Source organism: Serratia sp. Ser99 (assembly GCF_024519545.1).
GTDB classification, from domain to species: domain Bacteria; phylum Pseudomonadota; class Gammaproteobacteria; order Enterobacterales; family Enterobacteriaceae; genus Serratia; species Serratia liquefaciens.
This window is the reverse complement of record NZ_JALJRT010000001.1, coordinates 651,839-676,719: the sequence shown is the minus strand read 5'-3', so window position 1 is coordinate 676,719 and position 24,881 is coordinate 651,839. Positions and strand designations below refer to the sequence as shown.

The 24,881-nt window shown below is 54.8% G+C and carries 27 protein-coding genes and 1 tRNA gene; 14 read left to right on the top strand and 14 right to left on the bottom strand.

Translation table 11 applies throughout. The annotated features are described in order from the left end of the window. Window positions 1–31: 31 nt before the first annotated feature. Both NR114_RS03230 and NR114_RS03225 read left to right on the top strand, forming a co-directional pair. On the top strand, window positions 32–586 hold the full coding sequence (locus tag NR114_RS03230) for a cytochrome b (protein ID WP_046373919.1): 555 nt from the start codon (window positions 32–34) through the stop codon (window positions 584–586). A gap of 23 nt (window positions 587–609) precedes the next feature. Continuing rightward, window positions 610–1,188, top strand: coding sequence for a YceI family protein (locus NR114_RS03225; RefSeq protein ID WP_020826320.1), 579 nt, complete (start codon window positions 610–612; stop codon window positions 1,186–1,188). A gap of 38 nt (window positions 1,189–1,226) precedes the next feature. Here NR114_RS03225 and NR114_RS03220 read toward each other — a convergent pair whose 3' ends face one another. Continuing rightward, complete coding sequence (locus NR114_RS03220; protein ID WP_046373920.1) at window positions 1,227–2,297, bottom strand: rhodanese-related sulfurtransferase; 1,071 nt, start codon at window positions 2,295–2,297, stop codon at window positions 1,227–1,229. A gap of 207 nt (window positions 2,298–2,504) precedes the next feature. Between NR114_RS03220 and NR114_RS03215 the strand changes: the two genes are divergently transcribed. Beyond that, a complete protein-coding gene (locus NR114_RS03215) occupies window positions 2,505–3,602 on the top strand; it encodes an NADH:flavin oxidoreductase/NADH oxidase (RefSeq protein WP_129982522.1) in 1,098 nt (365 codons plus the stop codon). A gap of 18 nt (window positions 3,603–3,620) precedes the next feature. Here the strand turns inward: NR114_RS03215 and NR114_RS03210 are convergent, their stop codons facing one another. Beyond that, window positions 3,621–3,782, bottom strand: coding sequence for a hypothetical protein (locus NR114_RS03210; RefSeq protein WP_041414433.1), 162 nt, complete (start codon window positions 3,780–3,782; stop codon window positions 3,621–3,623). Window positions 3,783–4,056: 274 nt separating this feature from the next. Between NR114_RS03210 and NR114_RS03205 the strand changes: the two genes are divergently transcribed. The 4 genes from NR114_RS03205 to NR114_RS03190 all read left to right on the top strand — a co-directional run bounded on the left by NR114_RS03205 (window position 4,057) and on the right by NR114_RS03190 (window position 8,831). Beyond that, complete coding sequence (locus NR114_RS03205) at window positions 4,057–4,977, top strand: Kdo(2)-lipid IV(A) acyltransferase (protein WP_020826316.1); 921 nt, start codon at window positions 4,057–4,059, stop codon at window positions 4,975–4,977. Window positions 4,978–5,081: 104 nt separating this feature from the next. Then, a complete protein-coding gene (locus tag NR114_RS03200) occupies window positions 5,082–5,366 on the top strand; it encodes a YciI family protein (protein ID WP_020826315.1) in 285 nt (94 codons plus the stop codon). A gap of 199 nt (window positions 5,367–5,565) precedes the next feature. Further along, entirely contained in the window at window positions 5,566–6,804 is a 1,239-nt protein-coding gene (gene mdtG, locus NR114_RS03195) for a multidrug efflux MFS transporter MdtG (RefSeq protein ID WP_256824819.1), read from the top strand. A gap of 473 nt (window positions 6,805–7,277) precedes the next feature. Next, window positions 7,278–8,831 (top strand): peptide MFS transporter, encoded by a 1,554-nt coding sequence (locus NR114_RS03190; protein ID WP_198639798.1) that lies wholly within the window; start codon window positions 7,278–7,280, stop codon window positions 8,829–8,831. A gap of 49 nt (window positions 8,832–8,880) precedes the next feature. Here NR114_RS03190 and NR114_RS03185 read toward each other — a convergent pair whose 3' ends face one another. The 4 genes from NR114_RS03185 to NR114_RS03170 are packed head-to-tail and all read right to left on the bottom strand — an operon-like array spanning window position 8,881 to window position 10,445. Continuing rightward, on the bottom strand, window positions 8,881–9,279 hold the full coding sequence (locus NR114_RS03185; protein ID WP_129982520.1) for a VOC family protein: 399 nt from the start codon (window positions 9,277–9,279) through the stop codon (window positions 8,881–8,883). Continuing rightward, window positions 9,279–9,698, bottom strand: coding sequence for a YeeE/YedE family protein (locus NR114_RS03180; RefSeq protein WP_234530303.1), 420 nt, complete (start codon window positions 9,696–9,698; stop codon window positions 9,279–9,281). The genes NR114_RS03185 and NR114_RS03180 overlap by 1 nt, the downstream gene beginning before the upstream one ends. Window positions 9,699–9,702: 4 nt before the next feature. Continuing rightward, the gene (locus NR114_RS03175; RefSeq protein ID WP_234530296.1) at window positions 9,703–10,137 is read right to left on the bottom strand and encodes a YeeE/YedE family protein; all 435 of its coding nucleotides are present in this window, start codon (window positions 10,135–10,137) and stop codon (window positions 9,703–9,705) included. Further along, on the bottom strand, window positions 10,134–10,445 hold the full coding sequence (locus NR114_RS03170) for a helix-turn-helix transcriptional regulator (RefSeq protein WP_234530293.1): 312 nt from the start codon (window positions 10,443–10,445) through the stop codon (window positions 10,134–10,136). The genes NR114_RS03175 and NR114_RS03170 overlap by 4 nt, the downstream gene beginning before the upstream one ends. A gap of 140 nt (window positions 10,446–10,585) precedes the next feature. Between NR114_RS03170 and NR114_RS03165 the strand changes: the two genes are divergently transcribed. Further along, entirely contained in the window at window positions 10,586–11,347 is a 762-nt protein-coding gene (locus NR114_RS03165) for a helix-turn-helix transcriptional regulator (RefSeq protein WP_046373925.1), read from the top strand. Here NR114_RS03165 and leuA read toward each other — a convergent pair. Beyond that, the gene (gene leuA / locus NR114_RS03160) at window positions 11,332–13,002 is read right to left on the bottom strand and encodes a 2-isopropylmalate synthase (protein ID WP_048762066.1); all 1,671 of its coding nucleotides are present in this window, start codon (window positions 13,000–13,002) and stop codon (window positions 11,332–11,334) included. The genes NR114_RS03165 and leuA overlap by 16 nt on opposite strands. A gap of 206 nt (window positions 13,003–13,208) precedes the next feature. Here leuA and NR114_RS03155 point away from each other — a divergent pair, with 206 nt between their 5' ends. Both NR114_RS03155 and NR114_RS03150 read left to right on the top strand, forming a co-directional pair. Continuing rightward, on the top strand, window positions 13,209–13,586 hold the full coding sequence (locus tag NR114_RS03155) for a MysB family protein (protein WP_020826306.1): 378 nt from the start codon (window positions 13,209–13,211) through the stop codon (window positions 13,584–13,586). A 62-nt stretch (window positions 13,587–13,648) separates the two neighbouring features. Further along, window positions 13,649–14,197 carry a GNAT family N-acetyltransferase gene (locus tag NR114_RS03150; protein ID WP_234530292.1) on the top strand — a complete coding sequence of 183 codons (549 nt, stop codon included), beginning with the start codon at window positions 13,649–13,651 and terminating at the stop codon, window positions 14,195–14,197. A gap of 1 nt (window position 14,198) precedes the next feature. On the opposite strand, the gene NR114_RS03145 is transcribed toward NR114_RS03150, so the two are convergent. From NR114_RS03145 to NR114_RS03135, 3 genes are all read right to left on the bottom strand, one after another. Further along, the gene (locus NR114_RS03145) at window positions 14,199–14,444 is read right to left on the bottom strand and encodes a YceK/YidQ family lipoprotein (protein ID WP_104410961.1); all 246 of its coding nucleotides are present in this window, start codon (window positions 14,442–14,444) and stop codon (window positions 14,199–14,201) included. A 162-nt stretch (window positions 14,445–14,606) separates the two neighbouring features. Further along, entirely contained in the window at window positions 14,607–17,168 is a 2,562-nt protein-coding gene (mdoH, locus tag NR114_RS03140) for a glucans biosynthesis glucosyltransferase MdoH (RefSeq protein ID WP_116690766.1), read from the bottom strand. Further along, window positions 17,161–18,729 carry a glucan biosynthesis protein G gene (locus NR114_RS03135; protein ID WP_020826302.1) on the bottom strand — a complete coding sequence of 523 codons (1,569 nt, stop codon included), beginning with the start codon at window positions 18,727–18,729 and terminating at the stop codon, window positions 17,161–17,163. Before NR114_RS03135 ends, mdoH begins: the two co-directional genes overlap by 8 nt. Before the next feature lie 258 nt (window positions 18,730–18,987). Between NR114_RS03135 and mdoC the strand changes: the two genes are divergently transcribed. From mdoC to NR114_RS03115, 4 genes are all read left to right on the top strand, one after another. After that, window positions 18,988–20,118 carry a glucans biosynthesis protein MdoC gene (mdoC, locus tag NR114_RS03130; RefSeq protein ID WP_020826301.1) on the top strand — a complete coding sequence of 377 codons (1,131 nt, stop codon included), beginning with the start codon at window positions 18,988–18,990 and terminating at the stop codon, window positions 20,116–20,118. Window positions 20,119–20,445: 327 nt separating this feature from the next. Then, the gene (locus NR114_RS03125; protein WP_020826300.1) at window positions 20,446–20,673 is read left to right on the top strand and encodes a hypothetical protein; all 228 of its coding nucleotides are present in this window, start codon (window positions 20,446–20,448) and stop codon (window positions 20,671–20,673) included. Window positions 20,674–20,974: 301 nt separating this feature from the next. Continuing rightward, window positions 20,975–22,696, top strand: a complete 1,722-nt coding sequence (locus NR114_RS03120; protein ID WP_020826299.1) for a potassium/proton antiporter — start codon at window positions 20,975–20,977, stop codon at window positions 22,694–22,696. Window positions 22,697–22,970: 274 nt separating this feature from the next. After that, window positions 22,971–23,096, top strand: coding sequence for a hypothetical protein (locus tag NR114_RS03115; RefSeq protein WP_255417459.1), 126 nt, complete (start codon window positions 22,971–22,973; stop codon window positions 23,094–23,096). 227 nt (window positions 23,097–23,323) lie between these two features. Here the strand turns inward: NR114_RS03115 and NR114_RS03110 are convergent, their stop codons facing one another. From NR114_RS03110 to NR114_RS03095, 4 genes are all read right to left on the bottom strand, one after another. Then, window positions 23,324–23,455, bottom strand: a complete 132-nt coding sequence (locus tag NR114_RS03110; RefSeq protein ID WP_012006291.1) for a hypothetical protein — start codon at window positions 23,453–23,455, stop codon at window positions 23,324–23,326. A 68-nt stretch (window positions 23,456–23,523) separates the two neighbouring features. Then, a complete protein-coding gene (locus NR114_RS03105; protein ID WP_020826298.1) occupies window positions 23,524–24,027 on the bottom strand; it encodes a YlaC family protein in 504 nt (167 codons plus the stop codon). 129 nt (window positions 24,028–24,156) lie between these two features. After that, window positions 24,157–24,456 (bottom strand): hypothetical protein, encoded by a 300-nt coding sequence (locus NR114_RS03100; RefSeq protein ID WP_234530290.1) that lies wholly within the window; start codon window positions 24,454–24,456, stop codon window positions 24,157–24,159. A 187-nt stretch (window positions 24,457–24,643) separates the two neighbouring features. Further along, window positions 24,644–24,739 (bottom strand) — tRNA-OTHER (locus tag NR114_RS03095). Window positions 24,740–24,881 lie beyond the last annotated feature (142 nt).

Genomic DNA, 24,881 nt, shown 5'->3' with positions numbered 1-24,881 from the left:
AGCCAGAAAATGTTGAAAGTAGGGAAACACCATGCTTTGGAAAAATACCGCCAACCGCTTTGGTCATATTTCAGTGTTGATCCACTGGTTGGTTGCGCTGACGGTGTACGGTATGTTCGCCCTGGGCCTATGGATGGTCACGTTGGGCTATTACGATGTCTGGTACCACCAGGCACCGGAAATTCATAAAAGTATCGGCACGCTGCTGTTCATCGTGATGGTGGTCCGGGTGATCTGGCGTTTTGTTTCGCCGCCGCCCAAACCGCTGGCCAGCTACGGTCGTTTTACGCGCGTCAGTGCGATTCTGGCCCATCTGGCGCTGTATGTTGTGCTGTTCAGTATCCTGATTAGCGGCTACCTGATTTCGACCGCCGACGGTCAACCAATCAGCGTATTCGGCTGGTTCGATATCCCCGCGACCGCCACAGGTATGGCGGAGCAGGCCGATACCGCCGGTACCATTCATCTTTACCTGGCTTGGGCCGTCGTGGTGCTGTCAGTACTGCACGCTCTGGCTGCGCTTAAACATCACTTCGTTGATCGTGATGTTACTTTGAAACGGATGCTGGGTAGCAGCGCCGATTAACCTTTGGACTTATGGAGATTGCTATGTTGAAGAAAACCGTACTGGGCTTGACCGCAGGTGCCCTGCTGCTGAGCGCCGGTTCCGCGCTGGCTGCCGACTACAAAATTGACAAACAGGGCCAGCACGCCTTTATCGAATTCCGCATCCAGCACCTGGGCTACAGCTGGTTGTACGGCACCTTTAAAGACTTTGACGGCGGCTTCACCTTCGACGAAAAAGATCCGTCCAAGGACAAGGTTAGCGTCACCATCAACACCGCCAGCGTCGACACCAACCACGCTGAGCGTGACAAGCACCTGCGCAGCGCAGAATTCCTGAATGTGGAGAAAAACAAGCAGGCCAAGTTTGAATCTACCGAAGTGAAAAAGAACGGTGAAGGTTATGCGGTTGTCGGTAACCTGACGCTGAACGGCGTGACCAAACCGGTAACGCTGGACGCTAAACTGATCGGTCAAGGCAATGACCCTTGGGGCGGCTACCGTGCCGGCTTCGAAGCCAACGGTAAAATCAAGCTTAAAGACTTCGGCATCACTACCGATCTCGGCCCGGCGTCTCAGGACGTAGAGCTGATTATTTCCGTGGAAGGCGTTCGCGCGAAGTAATGCAAAAGCGCGGCAAGAACGCCGCGCTTATTTCAGGCTCAGTTGGCTGAGCCTTTATCTTCTTCCGGTGCCGGAATATGCATCGTGGTCTGCAATAACCCTTTCGACTTATTGAAAATCTTGATGCCATTCTCACGGCCAGCTCGGCGCGCACGCTGCTCTTCACGCGGCAGCTTCAGCTCTTCGCGGCAGATCTCGCTGCAGCAACCTTCAAACTTGGCGGCACAGCTCGGGCACTGAATAAACAGCAGGTGACAGCCGTCATTCTTGCAGTTGGTATGGGTATCGCAAGGTGCGCCGCACTGGTGGCAATTGGCGATCACATCGTCAGAAATCCGCTCGCCCATGCGCTCGTCGAACACAAAGTTTTTGCCGACGAACTTCAGCGGCAGCCCCTGCTCTTTCGCCTTGCGCGCGTACTCAATAATGCCGCCTTCCACGTGATAGACGTTTTTGAAGCCGTTATGCAGCATATACGCACTGGCTTTTTCACAGCGAATACCGCCGGTGCAATACATGACAATATTTTTGTCTTTATTGTCCTGCAACATCTCGACCGCCATCGGCAACTGGTCGCGGAAAGTATCTGAAGGCACTTCGATGGCGTTCTCGAAGTGGCCGACTTCATATTCGTAGTGGTTACGCATATCGACAAACAGCGTATCCGGATCGTCAATCATCTGGTTTACGCGATCGGCCTGTAAATACTCACCGACATTCGCTGGGTTGAAGCTTTCATCATCGATGCCATCGGCGACGATGCGATCGCGCACCTTCAGGCGCAGCACCCAGAAGGATTTGCCGTCGTCTTCCAGTGCGATATTCAGACGCACCTGATCCAACGCCGGATGCGAGGCAAACAACGCGGCTTTAAACGCCTCGAACTTGTTCTGCGGTACGCTGATTTGCGCGTTGATGCCCTCTTTCGCCACATAAATGCGGCCAAAAACCTTCAGCTTGTCGAACTGAACGTAGAGGCTGTCGCGAAACGCTTTGGGATCGTCGATGGTGAAGTATTTATAAAAAGAAACTGTGGTGCGCGGCTCGGTTTCCGCCAGCATGCGCGCCTTCAGTTCCTCGTTAGAAATTCGGTTATGTAACACTGGCATGGTGTACTTTCCTGTCTTTCGGAGGTGACTGATTTTGATGCGCGCCGGCCGCCGGCCCACGCGCGGCGCACATAATACCCGAAAATGTAGCTCAAAACAGCATTAACGCACCGGTGATAACAAAGGCTGGAAGCTTGACGTCGCTCACAAATCTCGATAAGCCTTAAGGGAGCTTATCCCATTTTTACCACGGACCTGGAGGACGTCATGAGTCAGCTATTTACCCCGATTACGCTGGGGAAACTGAGTTTGCCCAACCGTATAGTTATCGCACCGATGTGCCAATACTCCGCCGATGACGGCAAGGCCACCGAATGGCACACGATGCATCTCGGTCATCTGGCATTGTCCGGCGCAGGCCTGTTGATTGTCGAGGCCACATCGGTCGCCCCCGAAGGACGCATCACCCCCAACGATCTCGGCCTGTGGGACGACGCGACGGAACAGGCGCTTGCAGAAGTGGTACAAGCGGTAAGAAAACACGCCACCTTGCCGCTGGGCATTCAACTCGGCCACGCCGGGCGCAAAGCCTCCTGTGCAGTTCCCTGGGCCGGTGGGGGCCAACTGAACAGGACAGACGGCGGCTGGCAGACGCTGTCCGCCTCGGATATCCCCTTCGCCCAGCATGATGCCTCTCCGGCAGCAATGAGCCTGGAACAAATTGAACAATTGAAAGCGCAGTTCGTTACTGCGGCGAAGCGCGCCGATCGTCTGGGTTTTGAACTGATTGAACTGCATGGCGCACACGGTTATCTGTTACACCAGTTCCTGTCACCGCTGTCTAACCAACGTAACGACCAGTACGGCGGTTCATTGCAAAACCGCATGCGTCTGCTGCTGGAGATTTACAATGAAGTGCGTGCCGTATTCCCGGCACAAAAAGCGCTTGGCGTGCGTATTTCCGCTAGCGACTGGGTCGAGGGCGGCTGGGATGAACAGCAGTCGGTAGCCTTGGCAAAAGCACTGAAGGAGCTGGGTTGCGACTACATCCATGTTTCCAGCGGTGGCCTTTCGCCACTGCAGAAAATCCCGGTGGGGCCGAATTACCAGGTACCGTTCGCCGAGACCATCAAGCGGGAAAGCGGGCTGCCGACCATTGCCGTGGGATTAATCACCGAGCCGGAACAGGCGGAAGCGATTGTCGCCACCGGGCAGGCGGATATGGTGGCGCTGGCGCGCGGTATCCTTTACAACCCACGTTGGCCATGGCACGCCGCCGCCAAATTGGGCGAGAAGGTCAGCGCGCCACCGCAGTATTGGCGTTCTGAACCGCACGTATTGAAAGGGTTGTTCAAAAACGACTGATGATTCTGGGGTAGATGCTCAGCCTCTGCCCCGGCATTCGGTAAAACCGGAAATCACGATACCTGCCAGCAATGCGACACCTGCCACCAGCAGTAACGGATTAAACTGCAGGTGTGCGCCAACGCTGCCCAACAGTGCTCCTGAGACTAATAAACCCGCACTTAACCATGAAGCCAACATACATCCCCCTAAAAATTTGGGCAAAATTATACGCCGCCCACGTCTGCCAACTTTATCCTTTTGAGCGCATCAGCCCAATTAATCGCCAAATCATGTCCATTCATCACTAAAAATTATGTTTTAATGCGGTGTTTTTTCACGTTGCGCGATAAAAGTGCCACAATACTCGGTTATAAACGGCAGAAAGTTGATACATGGCCAAACCTCCTGCGGATGTAGGCCATACTATGACTCTGTTATTATCATTAAATGACTGCTTCTAAGCTGAGAACACATGACTCAAGTTCCCTCTTTTAATCGCTCTTTACTGCATCCACGTTACTGGCTTACCTGGTTCGGCATCGGTTTGCTCTACTTATTGGTCTTGCTGCCTTACCCGATTATTTATCGTCTGGGCACCTGGCTGGGCCGTTTTTCCATGCGCTTTCTCAAGCGCCGTGTGGCCATTGCACAACGTAACCTGGTGTTATGCTTCCCGGACATGCCGCAAGCCGAGCGCGATGCGCTGGTCGTGCAGAACTTTGAATCCGTCGGCATGGGGCTATTTGAAACCGGCATGGCGTGGTTTTGGCCGAACTGGCGTATCGAGCGTTGGTTCAAAGTCAGCGGACTGGAGCATATCCAAAAAGCGCGCGACAACCATCAGGGCGTTTTGTTGATCGGTCTGCACTTTCTGACGCTGGAACTGGGCGCCCGCATCTTTGGCATTCACAACCCGGGCATCGGAGTTTATCGGCCGCACGACAACAAGCTGATGGACTGGCTGCAAACCTGGGGCCGCATGCGCTCCAACAAATCCATGCTGGACCGCAAAGACGTGAAAGGCATGATCCGGGCCCTGAAACAGGGTGATATTATCTGGTACGCTCCGGACCACGACTACGGCCCGCGCAGCAGCGTGTTCGCCCCGTTGTTCGCCGTTGAAAAAGCCGCCACCACCACCGGCAGCTACGTGCTGGTACGAATGGGCAAACCGGCCATTATTCCCTTTACCCCACGCCGCTTGCCGGACGCTAAAGGGTATGAGCTGATTATGCAGCCGGCGGTGGAAAACTTCCCGCTGGATAATGAGCTCGAGGCCGCTGCGTTTATGAATAAAGTGGTCGAAAAAGAGATCCTGATGGCACCGGATCAATACATGTGGCTACACCGTCGCTTCAAGACCCGCCCAGAAGGCGAGCCTTCACTCTACTGACTTCTGACCCGCCGTTTGGCGGGTTAGTTTTTTATGCCGCAGACCTTGAGAAACGACAGCAACGGTGGGATGGTAAAGCCTTCGTCGTTCATCCTGGAGCCGTTATGTACATCGTTAGCCTGACCTACCATCGCCCGATAGAAGAAGTCGATAGCCACCTCGAGGGGCACATTGCCTGGTTGAAAAAATACTTCCAGGACGGCACCTTTATCGCCTCCGGTCGCAAAAACCCGCGCACCGGCGGTGTGATCCTGGTGAAAGGGATAGATCGTTCACAGTTGGATACCATCGTGGCGCAAGATCCCTTCAATGCCGTGGCTCACTATGAGATAACCGACGTAGCCCTCTCGACAACCTCCAGCGGTTTTGAACTGCTCGCCGGGCTTTAAGTAAGCTTTTTTCCGCGCGCACAGCGCGGAATACTGTCTATATTCAATTTTTAAAACTTTATTTCATTTTCAGAATATCCCCTGCCACATCGATTGATGCAGCCTATAATTAAGCGCATACTTACCAGGCTAACTTTTTTGCTTTGCCCCATGGCCTGTGCACACGCGCAAAGCGCTCCTCTTTTTGCAGCAGGAATTTATGGCTTCGGCACCAGAACCCATCAACTGGAAACGCAACCTTTTCGTCACCTGGCTGGGGTGCTTCCTGACCGGTGCCGCGTTCAGCCTGATCATGCCCTTCCTGCCACTCTATGTAGAAACCCTCGGTGTTACCGGTCACGAAGCCTTGAACATGTGGTCCGGTCTGGTATTCAGCATCACCTTCCTGTTTTCAGCAATTGCTTCCCCATTCTGGGGCGGTCTGGCCGACCGCCGCGGGCGTAAGTTGATGCTGCTGCGATCGGCGCTGGGTATGTCGATTGTGATGCTTTTAATGGGTATGGCGCAGAATATCTGGCAGTTCTTGGCGTTGCGCGCGGTGTTGGGCCTTCTCGGCGGTTTTTTTCCCAACGCCAACGCGCTGATTGCCACCCAGGTACCGCGCAATCGCAGCGGCTGGGCGCTGGGCACCCTGTCCACCGGCGGTGTCAGTGGCGCGCTGATTGGCCCGTTGATCGGCGGCCTGCTGGCCGACCAGTATGGTTTACGACCTGTGTTCTACATCACCGCTGGCGTGCTGTTGGCCTGTTTTGTTTTAACGCTGCTGTACGTTAAAGAACAATTCACCCCAGTACAGAAGAAAGATATGCTGCATGCCCGTCAGGTATTCGCAGCGCTGAAAAGTCCCAAACTGATCCTTAGCCTGTTTGTGACCACCATGATTATTCAGGTTGCCACAGGATCCATTGCGCCGATTCTGACGCTGTACGTGCGCGATTTGGCCGGCAATATTCATAACCTGGCCTTTGTCAGCGGCCTGATAGCCTCGGTGCCGGGCGTAGCCGCACTGATGAGTGCACCACGGCTGGGCAAACTGGGCGACCGGATAGGTCCGGAGCGCATTCTGGTGTTTATGCTAATCGTATCGGTGCTGTTGCTGATCCCCATGGCCTTTGTGCAAACCCCATGGCAGCTCGGCGTGCTGCGCTTCCTGCTTGGCGCCGCCGATGGCGCACTGCTGCCGGCCGTGCAAACACTGTTGATTTATAACTGCACTAATCAGGTGGCCGGCCGGATCTTCAGCTATAACCAATCGTTCCGGGACATAGGTAACGTCAGCGGCCCGCTGTTGGGTGCGGCGGTTTCCGCCAGCTATGGTTTCAGGGCAGTGTTCTGCGTTACCGCCATGGTAGTACTGTTCAACGCGATTTATTCCTGGTGGTGTTTGCAACGCCGCCCGGCGCGAATGAGAGAAGACACTCTGCAGGAAGAACAATAGCCGTATTTATCACCAGTTCTGCGCTCAAACAGAGCCGAGCCCCTGTTTACCTTACTTTTAGTATTGATACCCTCTGCGCCTCTTCACCCTATTCCCATAAGAATAATCTCAATGTAATTCCATGTTTTTAAACAGATAATTAACTTTTAGCGCAATAAACCAGCTGTCAATAACAATCCCGCCTTAACCAACATAAAAACCAGGAAAGGAGATGTTTGTCGACTTTTCATCTAAAAAATGGGATACAGGGACTAGACAAAACCATCATCCAGTTATCAAATGGTTAAATAATATCACGCCAGTTGTAAATCATTGGCCAAGTGAAAAAAGGCTAACGCGCTTTCCACGGTTCACAGGCGCTGCAGCTACGGTTTTGTCGGGTAATCCGCATTGGGCGGATCACCTTCCTTAAATACACATACATACCACAGTATAAGCTGCATCAATGCGGCGCATTTTATTGGGAAGACGTTATGCAATCCTCTGTTAATAAACAAGAAAGCCGGACCTTCTTCGGCCATCCTTATCCGCTCGGATCCCTGTTCTTTACCGAAATGTGGGAGCGGTTCTCGTTTTACGGCATTCGCCCATTACTGATCCTGTTCATGGCCGCCACCGTGTACGACGGCGGTATGGGGTTGGCACGTGAAAACGCCTCGGCGATTGTCGGCATTTTCGCCGGCAGCATGTACCTGGCTGCCCTGCCGGGCGGCTGGTTGGCGGATAACTGGCTTGGCCAGCAAAAAGCGGTGTGGTACGGCTCGATTCTGATCGCGCTGGGCCACCTGTCGATCGCCCTGTCTGCCGTCATGGGCAATAACCTGTTCTTCATCGGCCTGATGTTTATCGTGCTGGGGTCCGGTCTGTTCAAGACCTGTATCTCGGTGATGGTCGGCACGCTGTATAAGAAAGGCGACAACCGCCGCGACGGTGGCTTCTCGCTGTTTTATATGGGCATCAACATGGGCTCATTCATCGCCCCGCTGATCTCCGGTTGGTTGATCCGTTCCCATGGCTGGCATTGGGGCTTCGGCATCGGCGGGATCGGGATGCTGGTGGCGCTGGTGATCTTCCGCGTCTTTGCGGTACCGGCGATGAAACGCTATGACAGCGAAGTCGGCCTGGACTCCACCTGGAACAGCCCGGTCGCCAAGAAAAACGGCGTCGGTCGCTGGCTGCTGGCGTTAGCCGTCGGCGTGGCGGTGATTATCACCCTGATTGCCCAAGGCATCATCGTGATTAACCCGGTAGCGGTAGCCAGCATGCTGGTTTACGTGATTGCCGCCTCGGTGACCCTGTACTTTATTTATCTGTTCATGTTTGCCGGCCTGAGCCGCAAAGAGCGTGCCCGCCTGCTGGTCTGCTTTATCCTGCTGGTGTCAGCCGCCTTCTTCTGGTCCGCATTCGAACAGAAACCGACCTCGTTCAACCTGTTCGCTAACGACTACACCAACCGTATGATCGGCGATTTCGAGATCCCGGCGGTGTGGTTCCAGTCAATCAACGCCCTGTTTATTATCCTGCTGGCACCGGTATTTAGCTGGGCATGGCCTGCGCTGGCACGTAACAAGGTACGCCTGAGCAGCATCACCAAGTTCGTTATCGGCATTCTGTTCGCCGCAGCAGGCTTTGGCCTGATGATGCTGGCCGCGCAGAACGTACTGAGCAACGGCGGTGCCGGTGTGTCGCCGATGTGGCTGGTGGGCAGTATCCTGATGCTGACGCTGGGCGAACTCTGCCTTAGCCCAATCGGGTTGGCGACCATGACCCTGCTGGCCCCGGAAAGAATGCGCGGCCAGATGATGGGCCTGTGGTTCTGTGCCAGCGCGCTGGGTAACCTGGCTGCCGGCCTGATCGGTGGCCATGTTAAGGCCGACCAACTGGAAATGCTGCCTAACCTGTTCGCACGCTGCTCAATTGCGCTGCTGATTTGTGCCGCGGTATTGACCCTGTTGATCGTCCCTATCCGTCGCATGATGGAAAATACTCAGGGTAAAAGCGCGCAGAAACCGGCGACCAACGCCTGATAGCTTTTCCGCTTGACCCTTTCAGCCAGCGCCCGGTGCGCTGGCTTTTTTATTGCCCCCACGCCCGCTGTTGCAGCACCACCCGGTAACCGTCCGGATCTTCAAACGTCTCCCCATGGGCATCCCAGTAGGGATTGTAGGCCGCAACGCGCCGAAAACCGGCGGTCAACATGCGTTGGCATCCTGTAACCCACTCCTGTTCATCCGGCAGATAAAACACCAGCAGATGATCCTGCGTCGGCGCCTGCCCCACCGCCACTCCCCGATGATGAGTAAACTCAAGGTGATAACCCCGTTGTGGGTGCCCGACCATTACGCCATCAAAACCCTGATGATCGCGGAACTCACCCAGCCGTTCGAAGCCCAAGCCCTGGCAGTACAGGGTCGCAATCTCCTGTAACCTGTCGGTCGGGCGGGCAATGCGCAACACCGCGTTAGCTATCGGCATTATTTTCTCCAAAACAGAATAACTTCATACAACGCCATTCCTGCCAGCATTGCCGCAACGAACTGCCAGCCGGCTGACGAGCCCGCTCCGGCCAGCACCCAGGCCGGGCCGGGACAGATGCCCGCCATTCCCCACCCGATGCCAAACAGCGTGCTGCCTGCCAATAAGCGGCGGTCGATGCGGCGGGAAGATGGGAGTTGTACTGTTTCACCCAACAAGGTACGTGGTCGGAGGCGAACCCAAAAGAACGCCGGTGCCGCCACCGCAATCGCTCCCACCATCACCAGGGCCAGTGACGGATCCCAGTGGCCGGTGACATCGAGAAAAGCCAGCACCTTCGCGGGATTGGCCATTCCGGCGACGATCAGACCAAGGCCAAAGATGGCGCCACTCAGTAAGGCAAACACGGATCGGTACATCACGTTAAACTCCTCCCCACTGGCGTAGGGCCCATACCGTAATAAACCCCAACAGCATAAATACCGCCGTGGCCAGTAATGAACGCGGAGACAATCTCGCCACGCCGCAAACACCGTGACCGCTGGTACAGCCGCCGCCCAGGCGAGTACCCAGCCCGACCAATATCCCGGCGGCGATCAGCCATAAACTGCTGCCGTTAACCGGCATGTCCGGTAAAGGCCTGGCGATACGATACAGCCAGGGCGAAATCAGCAACCCGACAAGAAATGCGGCCCGCCAGCCTTTCTCTTTACCCTGCGGCGTCAGCAAGCCACCGGTAATGCCACTGATGCCGGCGACGCGGCCGTTAAACAGCAACAACAGCGCCACCGCACTGCCGATTATCCCCCCGCCGACCAGCGCGGACAGCGGGGTAAAATGCAACCAGTCGACGGTCATGGCCTCTCCTCCCGTGCCGGGCAAAAGAGTTGATATAAAGTATTAAGCAGCGTCAGCGCCTTCGGATCGCAAACGGCATAGTAGATTTGTTTACCGTCGCGCCGCGTTGATACCAGCCCTTCCTGACGCAATACCCCAAGCTGTTGCGAAAGCGTCGGCTGGCGGATCTCCAGCGCCTGTGACAACTCCCCCACCGACATCTCGCCCTGGCTGAGTTGGCACAGCAGCAGTAAACGATCTTCATTGCCCAGCGCCCGCAGCAATGCCCCGGCCTGCGTTGCCGCCTGCCGCATACTGCCGATATCCATCTTACCTCCAAACAATTTACTAAATTATATATTGTTTATTTATAGACTATAACGCCTCACCGTACCAGAGGCTGGTATGAAAGGTATCGGCGTGGCATGCTGCCATTATGATTTTCCGTGGACCGGGGATGCCCCAAGAAATGCTGCTTTTTCATGACGCTGTGCCCGCGAACCGCTCGATTGTGCCGGTCGCTAAAGATTATCAGCACGGCGAGTTCGAACCGCTCCATTACCACGACTGTGCACAGTTGATTCATAGCCTGAGCGGCGTAGTGCAAGTGAATACTCGTCTGGGCAGTTGGGTGGTCCCCCCTGGGCGTGGCGTTTGGCTGCCTGCGCGGGTAGAACACAGTCTGCAGATCACCGGCAAAGTGGCGGCAAGAGCGCTGTTAGTCGATCCGCTGGCACGAGCCGACCTGCCGGCAAGCTGCGAAGTGGTGCAAATATCCCCGTTGCTGCGTGAGCTGATTATCTGTGCGATGGACATTACGGCGGATTATCCGGCGGGAGGTCGTGAAGAACGAATTATGGAGCTGATCCTGGATGAATTGCGTGTGCTGCCAATCCTGCCGCTGAATTTGCCCGAACCGCGCAGCGATGCCCTATTAAGGTTGTGCCGGCATATTCAGCAATCGCTGGCACACCCCTGGGAATTAGAACAGGCCGCTGGTTACATCAACGTCAGCGGCCGCACGCTGTCACGACGTTTTCAACGAGAAACCGGGCTGCGTTTTGGCGACTGGGTGCGCCGCGCCCGTTTGCTGGCGGCATTGAATGCCCTGGCCGCCGGGCATTCGGTGCTGGAAGTGGCGCTGGACTTGGGCTATGACAGCCCCAGTGCTTTCAGCGCCATGTTCCGCCGCCAGCTGGGCGTTGCGCCCAGCACTTATTTCGCTAAATAACGCGCAGCCACGTTGAACAACGCCTGCAGGGAAGCGCTGGCAGAATCGACGTCGATGCCGACCCCGTAAGCCGCCTCACCGTGCGCCAGCGTACAGCGAATATAGGCCACGGCACGGCTTTGGCTCTGATGCCCCAACGTGTGTTCGTGGTAGTCCTCTATCGCCAAATTCAAGCCAAAGCGCTGGCGCAGCGCATCCACCGCGCTGGACAACAAACCGTTCCCTACCCCCAGCAGCCGTTGCTGTTGCCCTTCGAACAACACCCTGGCACTGAAACTATAAGCCTCGATGCTGTGGCTTTCGGTCTGATAGCTCAGCAACTGCAGCCGCGGTTGTTCCACCAATCCATAGCTGATTCTAAACAGCCGCCACAGCTCGGCGGTGGTCATCTCTTTGCCGCTGCCGTCGGTCGCCTGCTGCACCACCTTGCTGAAATCAATTTGCAGCCCACGCGGCAACGACAGCCCATGGTTCTGTTCCAGTAGCCAGGCAGCGCCGCTTTTGCCCGACTGGCTGTTAACCCGGATCACCGCCTCATAGCTGCAGCCGACGTCCGCCGGATCGAGCGGTAAATAAGGCACCTGCCACAGACCGTCCTGCCTCTGCTGTTGGGCGGCAAAGCCTTTTTTAATCGCATCCTGATGAGAGCCGGAAAAGGCGGTGAACACCAACTCACCGGCGTAAGGATGGCGCGGATGAACCGGCAGTTGGTTACACTGCTCAACCACCTCCACCACCTGCTTCAGTTGGCTGAAATCCAGCCCCGGCGCAACGCCCTGGGTATACAGGTTGAGCGCCAGCGTCACCAGATCGACATTGCCGGTGCGTTCACCGTTGCCGAACAGACAACCTTCTACCCGGTCGGCACCGGCCAGCATTGCCAGCTCGGCGCAGGCCACTCCGGTGCCACGATCGTTATGCGGATGCACGCTGATGGTCACCCGGTTGCGCTGACTGAAGCGGCGGCAGAACCACTCAATCTGGTCGGCGTAGACGTTCGGCGTACTGACCTCCACCGTGGCCGGCAGATTGATGATCATCGGCCGCCCCGGCCCAGGCTGCCAGACATCGGCAACGGCTTCACAGATTTCCAGCGCAAACTCCAGCTCGGTAAAGCAGAAAGTCTCCGGTGAATATTCGAAGGTCCATGCCGTTTCCGGCTGCTGCTCGCACTGCTGTCGAATACGCAGCGCGCCGTTAACCGCCAGCGCTACCGTTGCCGCTTTGTCCTGTTTGAAGACGATTTCACGAAACATCGGTGCGGTAGCGTTATACAGGTGCACGATGGCACGTGGTGCACCACGCAACGCGTCGAAGGTACGGTCGATCAAATCGTCTCGCGATTGGGTCAGCACCTGAATACTGACGTCATCCGGGATCAACTGCTCATCAATCAGCGAGCGGACAAAATCGAAGTCCGTTTGCGAGGCAGAAGGAAACGCCACCTCAATCTCTTTGAACCCGCACGCCAGAAGCATCTGGTAGAACTGGTGTTTGCGGGCGTTATCCATAGGTTCCGCCAGCGCCTGATTGCCGTCACGCAAATCGCTGGAGCACCAGCGCGGTGCCTGCTGCAAAGTGCGGCCCGGCCACTGGCGATCCGGCAAGGTCACGGGCGGGAACGGACGGTATTTGATTGAAGGGTCGGTTAACATGGCACTCTCCTGGCGGTAATAAGCAATGCCCTATTATTTCCTGCCGTGATCCCTCCTGCTCCCGCTTAGCGGACAACCATCGTCGCGAAACGGACAACAAAAAAATTTGCATCCTGCGCCAGTGCGGCAACAATTACTTCTGACGTTTGTCATGGCGCTTCGGCGCACCCAGCCCTGAGCAATGCTTACACTGACTGGAGAAAAATATGAGCCTGTATGCAACCCTGGAAGAAGCCGTTGAAGCGGCGCGCGAGGAGTTTATCGAGTCTGCCGAAGGCGGTAACGACGACGAACCGCCGGTGCCGCAACAGTTCAATCTGCAAAAATACGTGATGCTGGATGGTGATATCATGTGGCAGGCCGAATTCTTTGAACAAGAAGGCGAATCGGTCGAATGCCTTACGTTACGCAGCGGCGCTGCCGCTCAGGCTATTTTCGACGGGGATTATGACGAAGTCGAAATCAGCGCCGAATGGATTGAGGAAAATACGCTGCACGAGTGGGAAGAAGGAGACTTCCAGCTCGATCCGCCGTTGGATACCGAAGAGGGCCAAACAGCCGCCGACGAGTGGGATGAGCGTTGAATGATCACGGGCGGGAGCAGACAATCCCCCGCCCTTCACCCTATGATTTTCTGAGAGGCTGCATGATTATCCGCCAGGCGCGTCCCGAAGATTTCCCCGCGATTTTGCAACTGCAAACACAAAACACCCCGGCAAACTTGAGCGACAGCCAAAAGCGCCAGGGATTTATCGTCTCGCGCATGAATGAAGCGCAGCTCACAAGCATTAACCAGGGGCTGGGCATTCTGGTGGCGGTCGAAGGTGAAGCGCTGGCCGGGTTTGTCTGCCTGATGCCGACGAATGCGCAACCGCACCCGCCGGTGGTGGATGCGATGCTGGACACGCTGGCCGGCCAATCATTCAAGGGACGGCCACTGAGTGAGCAGCGGGTGTTTCTGTATGGTCCGGTGTGCCTTGACAGCGCCTGGCGTGGCAAAGGCGTGCTGAAGCAGCTCTACGCCGCCGTCAAGGCGCGTACCAGCAAGGAGTTCGACGTGGGCGCGCTCTTTATTGACGACAGTAACCCGCATTCGTTAGCGGCTCATGTACAGGGCTTGCAGATGACGGTGCTGGCTCCGTTCCGCTGTGGTGATCAGGGTTACCAACTGGTGGTATTTGCTACCGGGGATTAGCTTATTCGTAGGGGCCGTGTTGGGCGTCAAACGGCAGCATAAAGGTATCTACCACCATCGACAGCGGCACATCAATGACCGTGATATACCGCCAGGGGCTATCGCGCAGATCCCACTGAACGCCCGGATAATATTGATGGCCGTGCCCGGCCCCCGGCACTGTGCGACTGATAATACTGCCGCAGCCGGTTAACGCCGTGACTCCTGCCACCAGCAATACCAGACGAAGAAGAGAAGAGAGATTCACCAAAATGATTTTTGCCCCGGGTTTGTTTTGTGGGGCCACAACGCCCGGCGCGAATTTTAACACAGTTTTTCACGCGAGTTTGTCGGCGTTGCGTACGCCAAATACCAAAAAAAACGGGGAACACGCTATGCGTATTCCCCGTACAGGTCACCCGATCAGCCTTTAACGCTGACCCACCGGATGAGCCCGCTCATTGTGCGGCAGTTGCTGATAAAACTCGCGCCAAGCGGCGCCCTGCGGCAGTAGCCAAACCCGCTGATGCAAACGCGACAGCGCGACAGGATCGCTCAGCAGCTCAAGACGTTTGCCTTTCACCAGCTTCTCCGGCCCCAGCTCCAACGCCTCGTTCACTCGCTCTTCACGATTACGCTCGATAGCGCCGCGCAGATGGTGACGCGCAGTAGCCAGCGCCGTCGCCAATGCGTTGAAGGACGGGTTAACCACCGCGTGCATAAAGCCATTGCTCAATGCTCGCTCACGATTAAGCTGCAGATATTCTTCCGTCGCCAGCAGTTCACGCGGCGGCGAATATTCTTCCGGGATCAGGAACAGCTTGGCACGCTTGCTCTTGATACCTAACGTCGCACGGCTCGACAAGACCGAAACGAACGGCGACAGGATCAGCGAGAAGACGATTGGCGACAGCCACCACAGGAAGCGCAGATCCAGCCAGGCCATACCGCCAGCCCAGACCAGACCGAGCAGCATCTGTGAACCGTGGCGTTTAAAGGCTTCGCCCCAAGGGGTGTCATCATCGTCACGCTGTGGCGAGTTCCATACCACTTCCCAACCCAGGAAGGCACTGACCACGAATACCGTGTGGAACAGCATGCGCACCGGCGCCAGCAGCACCGAGAACAGCATTTCCATCAGCATCGACAGGAACAGGCGTATACCGCCGCCGTACTCCTTGGCACCCTTCGCCCAGATCAGCACAATGCTCAACAGTTTAGGCAAGAACAGCAGCACCAGCGTGGTAGAGAACAGCGCTATCGCCAGTTCAGGACGCCACTGCGGCCACACCGGGAACAGCTGGCGCGGTTGCAGGAAGTACTGCGGCTCCATCAGGGTATGCACCACCTGCAGCGCGGTAGACAGCGCCAGGAACATAAACCACAGCGGTGCCGACAGGTAGGACATCACACCGGTCAGGAACACCGCACGGTGTACCGGGTGCATGCCCTTGACCAGGAACAGGCGGAAGTTCATCAGGTTACCGTGGCACCAGCGACGGTCACGCTTCAACTCATCCAGCAGGTTCGGCGGCAGTTCTTCATAGCTGCCCGGCAGATCGTAAGCAATCCACACGCCCCAACCGGCACGGCGCATCAACGCGGCTTCCACAAAGTCATGCGACAAGATGGAGCCGGCAAAAGAGCCTTCGCCAGGCAGTGGTGCCAGCGCACAGTGTTCGATAAACGGCTTCACGCGGATAATGGCGTTATGGCCCCAATAGTGCGATTCACCCAACTGCCAGAAATGCAGACCGGCAGTAAACAGCGGCCCGTAAACCCGGGTGGCAAACTGCTGCACGCGGGCATACAGCGTATCCATGCCTGATGCTTTCGGCGCAGACTGAATAATACCGGCGTTCGGGTTGGCTTCCATCAGGCGCACCAGACCGGTGAGACACTCACCGCTCATCACGCTGTCAGCATCCAGGATCACCATGTAGCTGTATTCGCCACCCCAGCGACGACAGAAGTCGTCGATGTTGCCGCTTTTGCGTTTCACGCGGCGACGGCGACGGCGATAGAAGATACGGCCATGGCCATCTACGTCGCGGCACAGTTCCATCCAGGCTTTCTGTTCCGCCATGCAGATATCCGGGTCGTAGCTGTCGCTCAGCACGTAGATATCGAAATGCTCGAGCTGGCCGGTGGCCGCGACGGACTCATAGGTCGCGCGCAGGCCGGCGAACACGCGTTCGACGTCTTCGTTACAGATTGGCATGATCAACGCGGTGCGATGCGTCGGGTCGATCGGCTCATCGCCTTTGATGGTGGAAGAAATACTGTATTTGTCTTTGCCGATCAGTAACTGCAGGAAGCCCATCAGCGCAGTCCAGAAACCGGCCGAGACCCAACAGAACAGGATCGCGAACAGGATCAGAATGCCGGTTTGCAACACATAAGGCAGCAGTTGCAGTACCGACTGCATCAGATCCTGATCCCACATGGCCATCGGGTCGATCAGCGCCCAGCCCTGATACGGCAGAATCGTTTTCATGTACCAGGTGGCGATGCCGGTCTGCACCAGCATCAGCACCAACAGCACATAACGACGCATCGAGCCGACCACACGCCAGCGGTTTTCCGCCGCGGCTTCCTCTTTGGAGGCGTGACGGTTGTGTGGCGTGCGCCCCAGCAGAGAATCCCAGAAGCGCGCTACCGGGTTGGTACGCCAGGCTTCCGGGAACATGCTGGTGCGTTTGATTGGCGGCGTAGCCTTGAGAATGCTGCGCCCTTCCACGTCGGTATCGAAATCTTTGTCGCTAACCGCATCCGGCCAGGCGTCTTCGATTCGTGTTTTGACCGAGGCCAGCGTGACGTCATCGGCAGACAGCGTATTGACGTTGGCATCGTCAGCGCCCATCTTGCGATGCAGCGCCTCAAAAGCCTGGGCGTCATCCGCCCCCGGCTGTGGTTTAAGCGCCTCTGACCGCTCAGCGGTCAGAGGCATTGCCGCAAGATAATCCTGGGCAAGTTGAGTAGGCTTATTCATTGGCAGGTAGCTGATAGCTCCAGGTTTCCGACAGGGTCTTATCACCATTGACCAGCGCTGCGCGCATTTCTACCGGCTTCTTGTCGTCTTTCACTTTCAGACGCAGCGTCAGGCGCCAGCCTTTGGTCACTGGATTATAGCGGACATTGTTTTCTACCATTTCACCGTTGTCGCCGATGCTCACCTGAGAGGCTACCGGCGTAGCGCCGTCCAAGCCTTTCAGTACCGGGCCAACGAAGTCAACCAGGAATGCCACGCTGCCGTCTGGCTCGCGGATCAGGTTGGACTGCTTCACGTCACCGGTTGAACGCATGGTCTGGCTGACGTAGGCAATGTCCTGCGAATGCAGTTTGTCTTCGTCACGGGTGAAATGCAGGCGATAGCTCAACGCCAGCGGAGTTTTGGCGTCCGGCAGAACGTCTGGCGTCCAGAAAGCAACGATGTTGTCATTGGTTTCATCCGCTGTCGGGATCTCCACCAGCTCAACCTTGCCCTTGCCCCAGTCGCCGCGTGGCTCGATCCAGGCGCTTGGGCGCAGATCGTAGCGATCGTCCAGATCTTCGTAATCCTTGAAGTTACGGCCGCGCTGCAGCAGACCGAAACCTTTCGGGTTTTCGACCTGGTAAGTGCTGACGGACAGATGCTTCGGATTATTCAACGGACGCCAGATCCACTCGCCGTTACCGGCATGGATAGACAGACCGTTGGAGTCATGCAGCGCCGGACGGTAGTTCAGGGTTGGCGACGGCTGGCTCGGCCCGAACAGGTACATGCTGGTCAGCGGTGCCATGCCCAGTTTGCCGACTTTGTCGCGCAGGAACACTTTGGACTCGACGTCCACGGTGGTGTCGCGGCCCGGATAAACCACAAAACGGTAAGCCCCGGTAGCACGCGGTGAATCCAGCAGCGCGTAAATCACCAGATGCTTGTCGCCCTGCTTCGGACGTTCAACCCAGAATTCGCGGAAACGCGGGAATTCTTCGCCGGACGGCAACGCAGTATCAATCGCCAGGCCACGTGCGGAAAGCCCGTAAACCTGCCCTTTACCTACCACGCGGAAGTAGCTCGCGCCCAGCAGGCTCATAATTTCGTCGTTCTTATCCGCACTGTTGATCGGATAAATCACCTTGAAACCGGCAAAACCGAGGTTTTTTACCGACTCCGGATCGTGTTTTACCGAACCGAAGTTGAAGTAGTCCGGGCTGTACTTGATCTGTTTTACGCTGGTCGCGGTGACTTCATTGATTTTCACCGGCGTATCGAAGTACATCCCCTGATGATAAAACTCAAGCTTGAAAGGGGTTTTCAGTTTGCTCCAATAGGCTTTATCGTGATTGAACTGAATCTGCTGATAGTCCGCGAATTTCATCTCGCGGAATTGAGAAGGAAGGTTGCTCTTCGGGGCTTCGAAGCCTTTTCCTGCCAGATCCTGCGCCTGCTTGGCCACATCATCTATAGAAAAAGCCCATGCCGGCGAAGTAAACAGCGTGAACAATACGGTCGCACCTAACCAACGTACGCTCGCGGCGCGTGGTTTTTTGGATAATATATTAACTAGCACATCCCCCCCTATTCGTGTGCTCAAATCATTTAAATCCATATTAATGGATTATTCAGCTTTCCGACAACATGATAAATGGATGGTTCATGTTTATGGCTCATAGTTTAAGCAGCTGACTAAACACCAGCGTAGCAAGCCGCGCATCAAGACGCTATGGAAAAATGTGAAACGGTATAGTAGGGTTTGTGATTCGATTTAACCATTGCCGACTTATTAAGCGTGTTAATGACCACTCGATAAAATCACCAGCGGTAACCTATGACTAAAGGCAGCAACCAACGCGAGTTTTTCCTCGATTCGATCCGGGCTTATTTGATGTTGCTCGGCATCCCTTTTCATCTTTCTCTGATTTATTCCAGCCATACCTGGGCGGTGAACAGCGCCAGCCCCTCCTTCTCGCTGACGGTGCTGAACGACTTCATCCATGCTTTCCGCATGCAGGTGTTCTTCGTGATTTCCGGCTACTTCTCTTACATGCTCTATGAGCGCTACGAGCGCCACCAGTGGCTGAAGGTCAGGCTTGAGCGAGTGGCGATCCCCCTGCTGAGTTCGATTCCGTTAATAACGGTGCCGCAGTTTTTCATGCTGAAATACTTCACGGACAAATTAAACGGTTGGGAAAATTTTTCGCTCTATCAGAAAATAAATGTAACAGTTTGGGAACTGGTTTCTCACCTGTGGTTTTTATTAACTCTGTCATTGCTGACCACCCTATGTTTTTATCTGTTCAAAAAAATCAAGGCACTTAAAAATAATACCGTTCCCTACCCGATAAATAAAATGACCGGATTAGGAAACATCTCACTGCTCTTTCTTATTTATGCTTTATGCTATTCGGCCGCGCACCGTATTATTTTAATTTTTGCGCCAGCTTTACTCTCCAATGGCCTGTTCAATTTTGTGGTGATGGAGACGATGTTCTACCTGCCGTTCTTCATCCTGGGCGCCTATGCCTTTAAGTACGTGTGGCTGAAAGAGATTTTCCTAAAACCGTCCCTCGGCGCGCTGCTGGGTTCGCTGTTGCTGTTCATTGCCTATATGCTGAATCAGAAGTTTCTGGCTCACAGCAGCTATATGTTTGAGCTGGAAGTGCTGATCAAAACCCTGTTGGGGATCCTGATGGCCAACGTGATTTTCTCATTCGGACATAATCTGCTGAACTATCACTCACCGCGTATCACCTATCTAGTGAATGCATCGCTGTTTATATATCTGGTGCACCATCCGTTGACCCTGATATATGGCGCTTTTGTGACGCCGCATATCAACAATAACCTGCTGGGTTTTCTGGCTGGCTTGGTGTTTGTCTTCTCTTGCGCCTTCCTGTTATATGAACTGCACAAGCGTATCCCGCTGTTCCGTTTCCTGTTCTCCGGTAAACCACAATAATCCTACTGCCCGGCAGCCGTTTCGGCTTGCCGGGTAGCTCACGGTCATCGCTTCGTCTACCAATACCTTTATCATTTACCTTCGCACCGGCAACGCGCCTGGTGATTCAAGCACTGAGCACAGATTGCTCACCCCTATGACGAAAGTTAAGGCAAAGTTATGCTGGAGCATATTGCCGCGAGTTGTTATAACGGCAATGCATAAGTGGAAATCCACATCCCTGCCTTACGGTAGCGATTGGGCTCAATGAACCCTAAGGGATGGCCTTGTCACCATCGCGACAAGGCTTGCAGCATCTCCCTTCCGTCACGACAGAGAGGATTTTTAATGACTGATAAAGACACTTCGGCTCAGGAAGCCGTGCCAGAGAACGCCACCCTACTGAAAATTCTTGGCCGGTTGCTTTCCGCACTGGATTCGTCGATCAGCGGCAAGGATCGCAGCATTCTGGTCGCCGAACTTTCCAGCCTTAACCTTGACGGTATCTCAGAGTCAGAAAGAAAACTGGCTGCCGAGCTGATCAGACGGGCCCTGCAGTCACTCGACCATTTATAACGCCTCGCCTGCAAACCATTAAGCCTCCTGGAGGGGGTTTAATGGTTTTTCCTTATCCGGGCACGGAAACGCCCACCATTTATTGTCTAAGCGCAATCACAGCAAGCTGATAAATATAGATAAAAGAAAGAAGTTCACCGGTTTCTCCCCACTTCCATACGCTTCTCCGCTTAAATGACAATAAAGGTCAAACTGTTTTATGAATCAGCCTTGGCGTTTTACCTGAAAAACAGGCTATCATCAGGGGGTATCTGCGCTAGCGCGCAACGCCCTTCCCCCCAGCCTGCAGGAGAACGTCATTTTGGATGCCAGCACCATTAACAGTTTGTTCATCATCGGTGCCGTGTTGGTGGGGGCAAGTATTCTTCTCAGTTCATTTTCGTCACGCCTGGGTATTCCTATTCTGGTGATCTTCCTGGCCATTGGCATGTTGGCGGGGGTCGATGGTCCGGGCGGTATCGTTTTCAGCAACTATCCGGTGGCCTATCTGGTCAGTAACCTGGCGCTTGCGGTGATCCTGCTGGACGGCGGGATGCGCACCCGAGTCAGCTCATTCCGCGTCGCGCTGTGGCCGGCACTTTCGCTGGCAACTATCGGCGTGGTGATCACCGCCGGGCTGACCGGGCTGGCCGCCGCCTGGCTATTCAACCTCGACCTGCTGCAGGGCATGCTGATTGGCGCCATTATCGGCTCCACCGACGCCGCGGCAGTCTTCTCGCTATTAGGTGGTAAAGGACTGAACGAACGCGTCAGCGCCACGCTGGAAATCGAATCCGGCAGCAACGATCCCATGGCGGTGTTCCTTACCATTACGCTGATTGCGATGATCGCCGCAGGCGAAACCACGCTGAGCTGGATGTTCCCTCTCCATCTGTTGCAGCAGTTCGGCATGGGGATTGTCTTTGGTCTTGGCGGCGGTTGGCTACTGCTGACGTTAATCAACCACATTAAACTGGCAGAAGGCCTGTATCCGCTGCTGGCCGTCAGCGGCGGCATTCTGATTTTTGCCCTGACCACCGCACTGGACGGCAGCGGCATTCTGGCGGTATACCTGTGTGGCCTGATGCTGGGTAATCGCCCGATCCGCAACCGGCACGGCATCGTGCAAACCTTTGACGGCCTGGCATGGCTGAGCCAGATCGGCATGTTCCTGGTGCTGGGATTATTGCTGAACCCGCATGAGCTGCTGCCGATCGCCATCCCTGCCCTGCTGCTTTCGCTGTGGATGATCTTATTTGCCCGACCGCTGTCGGTATTTATAGGGCTGTTGCCGTTCCGCAGTTTTACCCTGCGCGAGCGCAGCTTTATTTCCTGGGTCGGCCTGCGCGGGGCCGTACCGGTGATTCTGGCCGTCTTCCCGATGATGGCCGGCCTGCCCAATGCTCAGCTGTTCTTTAATGTCGCCTTCTTTGTGGTGCTGGTTTCCCTGTTGCTGCAGGGCACCACCCTGTCGTTCGCCGCGAAGAAAGCCAAGGTGATCGTCCCACCAGCGCTGGCGCCGATTTCACGGGTTGGGCTGGATGTTCATCCTGAAAACCAGTGGGAGCAGTTTGTTTATCAGCTGTCGTCCGAAAACTGGTGCGTCGGTGCCGCGCTGCGTGAGCTGAAAATGCCACCGGGTACGCGCATTGCCGCATTGTTCCGAGGCAAAGAACTGTTGCACCCCAGCGGCAGCACACGACTACGCGAAGATGACATTCTGTGTGTTATCGGTCACGAGCACGACCTGCCGGTGCTGGGTAAGTTATTTAGCCAGGCGCCGGTGGTTACGTTGGATGAACGCTTCTTCGGTGATTTTATCCTGCAGTCGGACGCGCGCCTGAGCGATATTTCACAGGTTTATGGTCTGAATCTGCACGAAGGCGTGGATGAACAGCAAACCCTCGGCCAATTCGTCATTCAACTGATTGGCGGCGAACCGGTAGTGGGCGATCAGATCGAATGGGATGGCCTGACCTGGACCATCGCCGAAATGGATGGCAATGCGATCAGTAAAGTCGGCGTAAGAATTGTTACTGACTGATCCTTCCGCAAGACCAGCCCGCTGTGCGGCCATGCCCGCAGCGGACCTTTCAAACAGACGGAACTTATACGTCTAGGAAGGTTCTTAACCTCTGGAATAACCCAAACCGGGCATTCAGCTCCGGCGTTTTAACCTTTACTCTGGGAACATCGCATCGCGGTGATGGGTATCGATTTGAACAGTAAAATTCGATTTCTATCGGCCATGTTGGGGATCGCACTGACTGTTATAGTGCTGGACCTGGGCGTCGCCGATTTGGTCCATAGACTCTTAATTGGATAACGTTAACGTGGCACAGCAGCAAGAAAAAGACATTCTGGGAAAGATACTGGTTACCGTCTCCGCACTCTGCGTGATTATTGTGGCGGTATTGCTGATATGGGGATTTGTACTGGATTAATCCCCAGCCAGGCGCAGTAACATAGCAACACTACAACTACTGTTTTGTTACAAAACACCGAAATCACTTACCGGCCATTGCGCGTAAGCTAGACGCAGATGGTTATAAAAATAATCCCTCATACGACTTAAGTGTTGGCCCGCCTGAAACGGGCATTTTTTTTGCCCGCAACCCCAAATTTGGAGCATAAAAAAACCGCCGAAGCGGTTCTTTAAAGGCGATGGCGATCAGATTTTACAGCCTTCGCAGTCCGCCTCGTCCTCAAGGATCTCGGGGAGTTCTTTCACTTTCTGCGCCGCTTTTTCTTCTGCTTGCGCCAATTCGGCATCGATATCAAAATCGAAAATATCATCACTCATCGTAAATTCCTCAGGCTTATCTGACTTCAATGCGTGAGTATAATCGACAACCGCGCGAGCGGAAACCCTCAGTTAAGCACGGCCACCTGCGGCTGCTCATCCTGCGGCTTCTTTGAGTACGCCAGATCGTAGACGTCATAGAAATCGATCTCGCCTTTATTGGCGATGATTTCCTGCATGCGATTTTTCGTCGCGGCACCGATTGTCGGTTCATCCAGCAATGCCTTCACCGACTGCGGCGACAGCGCGCGGGTGAAATACCACTCGCCGTTATAACAAACGCGCAGATCCAGCACGCCAATATCTTCAAAGCGATAGACCGGTTTGATTTCAATCAGCAGCATGGCGAACATGAACAGAACGAAGGCGGTGAAAGCCAAAAACGCGATGAAGCCCATGTAAGGAACCTGATACATCACGGCGATCACGGCAAAATAACCGGCAAACATGGCGAGACACAGATAACGGTGATCGCGGGCAAACTCGCTATTGAAGCGCAACTTGCCGTCACGTCCTTCCTGTCGATTGATCCGTTCGATTTCTTTTACCAAGATGCTTTTAATCGCGTCCATAGCTACAACCTTATGCCTTGGGGGGACATTATTGCTATCAATAATCATTCCTCAAACTAACACAGGTACAGTTTGCCCAGGTAGATCAGTTATGCAATTTAATATCGGTAACTGTTATACCTGCTGCGGCTAGCGTTGCAGCGAGTTTTTGCCTTGAGCAAACATAAACATCCGCTGGGCGATATCGTCGGCCTGTTTGATTTTTTGCTTTTGCGGCTCGTTGCAGCGCTGAATAGCACGCGCATAAGCCAGTTCATGCGCCTGATCGATCATCGCAATAATCTTGTCACGCTCCTGTTGAGCCAGGTTGCCCAGCATGATGGTGATAATTGCCTGATAGGCGTTGGAGGCGGCAGTAAGCGACTTCTCTCTGGCTTCGAGCGCCGCCACACGTTGCAATAACTCCTGCAGTTGATCGGACTCAGACATGGCGATCTCCTGTTGCCGGGCAGCGAACCTGCCTGATTAGAGTCTAGCAAAGATCGATTACAACAGAAGAAGATTAAGAAAAGGAGAGAACCCGTTACGGTAAAGCGCACCCGAAAATCCCAACAAGGAGCCGATAGTGCAAATCAACCCGGATGCGCTTTACGGTAACTGTTCCCGAAAAGGAAGCTGGCGCGCTATGCAGGACTCGAACCCGCGTCTATCAATTTTGTAGCCAAAATAAGCATTTTAAAACCAATCACTCTGCCAACTGAGTTAATAGCGCATTCCTTCGCTTCGGGACTTTATTATCCATATTGATACTAAGGATTCAACAAAAAGCACTATTAATACCTGAATTTTAAGATAAATCCTGCATTTATGACTATTAAGCGTCCAGAGTGGTGATTGTTTTCATTGCGCGATAG